Source organism: Bartonella sp. AP57NXGY (assembly GCF_042195805.1).
Classification (GTDB): domain Bacteria; phylum Pseudomonadota; class Alphaproteobacteria; order Rhizobiales; family Rhizobiaceae; genus Bartonella.
This window is the reverse complement of sequence record NZ_JBHIOZ010000015.1, coordinates 18,118-24,132: the sequence shown is the minus strand read 5'-3', so window position 1 is coordinate 24,132 and position 6,015 is coordinate 18,118. Positions and strand designations below refer to the sequence as shown.

Here is a 6,015-nt window from a genome sequence, read left to right as displayed (position 1 = left end):
TGTGTCGTTTTTTTATCTGTCGTTGGTGCTCTTAATGCTTCTTGAAGCTTTTGATCTTCAGGGGAAGAGGAAAAAGATGAAATCTCAAGCCCTTCAGCTATAAACTTCAATGTTTTACCCGTTTTCCAATAAGGCTCTGTTTCAATCACCAAATTGCGCCAATGCGATACTATGGGAGTTTTTCCGGAAAAAACAATTAATGCAGGAGAATGAACATTAAACTCAACCAAATGAGGTGCATAAATTGGTGCACCAGCTGTCAAACGCCCCGTCGATAAAGAAACCCCATGTAAAGGCCAAGAAAATTGAAACTTGTCACAAACAACACCGACACGTAAAGGATAACCATCCTTGTGCACATTCTCACATACCGCCGCCATATTATGGGAAGATACTTTTGTGAATATATTAGAAACATAGTCTTCTATTTTACGCGAAAAAAAAACCAGAGTGCGCTATAAATAAATATCAGAGCAAGACAAAAGAGCCCACAAATTAAATAACTCAAAGAAAAACTTTTTTGTGATGATGGTATTTGAAAGGATTTAGACAATATTCAAACTTTCTTTATCTCTTAACTTCCTCCCCACCCTAAAAAGGATAAAGATTCCCAACCACGTTCAGTTTATACACAATCCAACTTCTTAATCGACCGGATTTTATCTACTGATCACTTCAAGAAGTCCCTATACATCGTTCTAAAGTACAGTATCTCATAAGCTCAATAAACAAGATTTTCTTAAAAAAAACCCATTACACCCTTTAACAAAAAACACCTCATGTGTAAAGTTTTACATAGATTTTCTACCTCTAGCTTAAACCATACTGTTTTACAGCACAACAAAAATGATAATGAATAGTGTTTCTTAACGATAAAGCCATTGAGCTCCCCATCTTTACGCTTATGGAGACCCCAAAGCCAGCACCATCATTATATTTGGCTAGCCCCCAAATGTTGCGACAGCCCTTGGCACTTAAGACAGTTCATAAGAAGTATTTTTAGTCTTTTCTTATACAGTTTTTGCCCACACGCCAGCCCTACTTGTGACATGCAAACAAGAGGTTTTTATTGAGTCAACATACACAGGTTTGGAATGAAAAAACCTTACTATATTTGGGGTTCTCATTCAATATACAAAACCGTGAATTACCTATATAAATCAATTCGTTGTCAACAATCACACAAGTACGGGCGGTGTACAAAAAATCCGGTGTAATGCGCTTTCAAACCATTGGCTCAAAGCTCGATCATAGATTAAACGACCTTTCAAGTGTGCACAAGCAGGTTGAGCACCTTTTTCAGTCAATTTATGTGCCGAACGCACGACCAAACGCCGCATCATAGCGCGTGTAAATTCAGCATGAAACTGCAAACCCCATGCATTGTTTCCATAACGAAAAGCTTGTGTAGGATATGTATTCCCTGTTGCCAAAAGCATTGCCTCTTTCGGTAAATCATAAATACCTTCATCATGGAAATGGTAGACCATCTCTGGCCAATTCATCAATTCCTTCCCTTGTGGGGTTGCTTCTAGTGGATACCAGCCGACTTCAACAGTCCCATCACTTCTTGTACCAACGCGCCCCCCTAGATTTCGCGCTAACATTTGTGCTCCAAGACAAATACCCAAAAAAGGCTTATTTTCCTTTAGTGATAACGAAATCCAATCAATTTCCTCACCAATATAGGCTTCGCTGTCATTCACACTCATCGGTCCCCCTAAAATAACAACGCCGGCATAATGCTCTAATGTATCAGGGAGTTTTTGTCCAAAAATAGGACGATAAATATCAAGAACAAAACCATTTTGTTGTAAAAATTTTCCCAACCGACCAGTATAGGTAGAGCGCCGATGAATAACGACAGCAATCCTTGGTTTGTTATTTTTTTGTTTTTTATCAAGACATCTCTGATTTAAAAACATTTTTTAACCAATCACCTCTGCTACCAAGCAAAACTTTATTTTTAAAGCATAAGAGAATAATTTTATTGGACAAGACTAACGATATTTTTTCTTCTAGGTCAATTGTTTCTTCTGAGAAAACATTCGTATTATCACATTGGTGCAATTTAAAATAAACGAAATTTTTTCCTCGATAAAGATGTTTCTTCTTCTGTTTTAACCCCTGGATCATCAACATTTAAGTGAGTTTGACTGAACATTTTTACATCTTTTTCTTTTATATCTTGTTTCTCCACCTGCACATTATGCAAAAGAGAATCATCTATAGGTGTTAATTTTTCAAGCTTCTTATCTCCAACATCATCACTTTTTCCCATAACATACTCTTTGTCTTGCCTTTTCGACACAATATTGTCCGCCTCTAATGTGAGAGAAGGCATACAAGGAGGCGCCTTCCATTCAAAACAGCCCAATCGTCCACTGATTGGAGAAACCACTGACCAAGAAGAAAAAATGGCCCCATCACACATCCACACTGGATCACGTTCAGCACGAAGTGCTAAAGAAAGCCATTGACGCACAGCACCTTGATTGTTTCCCTGTGCCTCTTCAATATCTGCCAACAATAAATAAACACTTTCCCGTGGATGACATTGTAATGCTTTTTGTGCCTTCTCTCTTGCTAATGCTGTTTCACCAGCATCCAAAGCTGCTTTAGCAATAAGGAAAGCCGACTCAAATGCATCTTTATTATAAGAAGCAAGTGTCTTAGCCCTTTTCAATCGCCCAATGGCTCCTTCTTCTCTTTCAAGATAAAGCGCTCCCAAGTCAGGATGAGGCTCCTTTTGCCAAGCCGCTATAATCATTTTATCCGCTTTACGCGTTTCGTTTAATTTATAAAGAATATCAGCAGCAATAACTATTATTGGAACAAAATCAGGCGCCAATTTATGGGCTTTCAAAATAGCTTCACGTGCTTGTACAGGATGTGTATCAAACAAAGAAAGTGCCTGCCCACTTAGTAGTAAAACCTGTATATGCTGCCGCTCTGGAATCGCGCGAATAGAACGCGGGAGAGCTTTTTGCGTTCTTTCAAAAATAGTAAGTGCCTTATCCCATTTACCCTCAGTACTTAACCGATCAAGCACCGCCTGATGCGCCCATAAAAGTGCTGGCGATAAAGTCAGTGCCTCTTCAGCATATTGTTGCGCTGCCTCATAAGCTTTACTCTTCATTGCTTCACGAAACAAACCATAAAGTCCAACCAGTTTTGTCGGATCTTCCTTTCTCATCTCTTCATAAAGACCGATGGCGCGAACAGAGTCATTTTGTAAAGACAAGGTTTGCGCTTGTAAGAGTTTTACCAATGGCTCTTGTTTCCCTGCAAGATATTTAGCAACACGTGCTTCCATTTTTTGCGCAACCATACTATCACCAGCAAAAGTTGCAAGAATCCCCTTTGAAAGAGCTTCGTAACCACGCTTTTGATGGCGTTTATAAAAATAATTGGAAAGAGCATTCGGTATGGAAAAAAAGAAAGACAATAACCACCATAAAAGCACCAGCGTTACAAAAAATAAAATAAGCACACTTAACACTGTAAGAAATGAAGCAGAAAATCTGAAATGCAAAAATGTGAGAACAAAAATACCATTGTGATTAGCAACCCACGTGAAAGCTAAACCGAGGATACAAACAACAAAAATATAAATAAAAACACGTATCATCTTGGGCCTATTTACATCTTTGTTGCTTTAAAAGATCCTTGTTGCACAGACAATAACAATTGCTGCAACAACTGTTGAATAGCAATATGTCTTTCAAGCTGCTTAACAAAATCCATTGAAACATCTTTTGCACTTTGGGGCAATGATTGCCATTCGCTCAAAGCCTTTTCGTAATCACCAGCTTGAATGGCAACTTCCATGCGTGCCGCAATAGCCCCCAGCGTTGTCCCTTCAACATTTCCAATCGGTCGCGAAACAATGAGCCCTTTTATCCACGCTAAAATTCGGTCAAAAAAACCAGCATCTGACGCAACAAGATTTTGCGTACCAACAATTGCATCAGCAACATGAGCAAAATCAACTGAAAGTTGTGCTGAACTTGGAAGACCCACAGTAGCTGTTTTTTGCAACACATCAAGTCCATTAATCGAAGGCGATAATTGCCGCAACAGCTTTAATTCATTATTATAAGATCCACCACGCTCTACAGCATTTTTTAATGAACTAATTGCAGTAAAGAGCGCGGTATCTATTTCTTTTTTCTCACTATTTTTAACAGCAGTTTCTTCCTGTAGTGCTTCTAACTGTTGTTTTAACGCAGCAAGATCATTTGCATTGCTCTGCCCAACAGACAAAGCCGTCTCTATCTCTTTCGACTTTCTAACAAAAGTTTGTACAATTTCTTCAAGAGCTTTTACTTTTTCCTCTAAAATCGCAAAAGCTTTTTTGCTTTCTTCTTTCGATAGTTCATCATTTTTCGTTGTTTTAAACTGTTGTGATGAAAAAGAAGAAAACTCTGTTTTTAACGTATCAATTTCTTGAAAGACCCGCCTCAATTGTTCCTTTGTGTCTTCACCTTGACTTTTTGCGGCTTCAGCAATCTGCAAAGCTTTTTCTCCTCCAGCAGAATTTTCCACAAAAGGAGAAGGAAAAAAACCAGCCCATTGAAGCCCCATAAAAATTCCCAAAGCAATGAATCCCCCCAAAATCCCAGAAAGGGACAAGAAAAGCCAAGTTGTACTAGAGATACTTTTATCCTGACCTTGCATATTCTGTTCTTCTCGCGCTTGAGATTCTACAGAATTATGGATTTTTTCCTCTGAATCATGGGGAACAGCTTCATGTTCAATAACTGGTTTCTTACGGCGCGTACCAGCATAATGTGGTTTAACTTTTGGTTTTGAAGAATCGACCATCTCTGTCACTTTTCGTGCACACTTTTTTTAATGATAAAATAATAAAATGAAAAAAGTTTTAAAAACGCAGCTTTTCTCAATAATATTTACAATTATCGCCTTTAATAGACAAGTTTTTAAAAAACATTTGCATTTTATACTCGAAAATACAGCTTTATTTTTTAATCAACGATATCATAAAATTCAAAGAAAATGCCAAAACACATATTTTTCATAGAAAAAACAATTCTAAGAGAAATACTTTGCATCTTTTTCTGTTCATGGTACGCACGCAGGAAAGAAGCTTCAATATAAGGTTTTGTTTAAAATGCGTCTGCTGGGAATAGAAACAAGTTGTGATGAAACGGCAGCAGCTGTCATTGAATATAACAATGAATCAAACAGCCGAATTCTTTCCAATGTTGTTTGGAGTCAAATTGATCACCATGCACCTTACGGCGGTGTTGTTCCTGAAATTGCTGCTCGTGCCCATGTTGAAGTTCTTGATCATTTAATTCTACAAGCACTAACAGAAGCAAACACAAAATTAAAAGATATTGATGGCATTGCAGCCACCAGTGGTCCTGGTTTGATAGGAGGATTGTTGGTAGGCGTTATGAGCGCAAAAGCACTCTCTCTTGCCACTGGCAAACCATTTATTGCGGTAAATCACTTAGAGGGACATGCTTTAACAGCTGTGTTAACGCACAACGTCAGCTTTCCTTATTTATTACTTTTAGTTTCAGGGGGTCATACACAAACAATCATTGTTCATGGAGTAGGCAACTACCAACGTTTAGGAACCACCATTGATGATGCATTAGGAGAAGCCTTTGATAAAACTGCAAAACTTTTAGGTCTTCCCTATCCTGGTGGACCAGCACTTGAAAAAGCAGCTTTATTTGGTGATAAAAATCGCATTCCCCTTCCACGACCTTTAAAAGGTGAAAAACGGTTAGACTTTTCTTTTTCCGGACTAAAAACTGCTGTTCGACAAGCCGCAACAGCCATAGCTCCTCTTACAGAAAATGATATTGCTGACATTGCCGCAAGTTTTCAAGCCGCTGTGACCGATACAGTACATGATCGTATTCACCTAGCCCTACAACACTTTGCCCACCAATACCCTCTCTCTCATGATCAAGAAAAGCGTTCTCCTGCTTTGGTTGTCGCAGGCGGTGTTGCCGCAAACCAAGCCATTCGCTCTAC

At 38.7% G+C, this 6,015-nt stretch carries 5 protein-coding genes; 1 reads left to right on the top strand and 4 read right to left on the bottom strand.

All coding sequences use genetic code 11. The features are described 5' to 3' along the window. The 4 genes from ACFIL8_RS03495 to ACFIL8_RS03480 form a co-directional block, all read right to left on the bottom strand. Window positions 1-380: DUF2125 domain-containing protein (locus ACFIL8_RS03495; protein WP_375688928.1), on the bottom strand; the 380-nt coding region annotated here is incomplete at its 3' end. Between the two features lie 798 nt (window positions 381-1,178). Next, the gene (locus ACFIL8_RS03490; protein ID WP_375638436.1) at window positions 1,179-1,925 is read right to left on the bottom strand and encodes a glutamine amidotransferase; all 747 of its coding nucleotides are present in this window, start codon (window positions 1,923-1,925) and stop codon (window positions 1,179-1,181) included. 146 nt (window positions 1,926-2,071) lie between these two features. Further along, the gene (locus tag ACFIL8_RS03485) at window positions 2,072-3,631 is read right to left on the bottom strand and encodes a heme biosynthesis protein HemY (protein WP_375632428.1); all 1,560 of its coding nucleotides are present in this window, start codon (window positions 3,629-3,631) and stop codon (window positions 2,072-2,074) included. A gap of 11 nt (window positions 3,632-3,642) precedes the next feature. Next, on the bottom strand, window positions 3,643-4,827 hold the full coding sequence (locus tag ACFIL8_RS03480; RefSeq protein ID WP_375688926.1) for a COG4223 family protein: 1,185 nt from the start codon (window positions 4,825-4,827) through the stop codon (window positions 3,643-3,645). Between the two features lie 307 nt (window positions 4,828-5,134). Between ACFIL8_RS03480 and tsaD the strand changes: the two genes are divergently transcribed. Continuing rightward, window positions 5,135-6,015: tRNA (adenosine(37)-N6)-threonylcarbamoyltransferase complex transferase subunit TsaD (tsaD, locus tag ACFIL8_RS03475; protein ID WP_375688924.1), on the top strand; the 881-nt coding region annotated here is incomplete at its 3' end.

Excerpts from the sequence above, each read along its gene's own strand:
- ACFIL8_RS03480 (WP_375688926.1), bottom strand. The coding sequence starts at position 4,827 with ATGGTCGATTCTTCAAAACCAAAAGTTAAACCACATTATGCTGGTACG.
- ACFIL8_RS03490 (WP_375638436.1), bottom strand. The coding sequence starts at position 1,925 with ATGTTTTTAAATCAGAGATGTCTTGATAAAAAACAAAAAAATAACAAA.
- ACFIL8_RS03485 (WP_375632428.1), bottom strand. The coding sequence starts at position 3,631 with ATGATACGTGTTTTTATTTATATTTTTGTTGTTTGTATCCTCGGTTTA.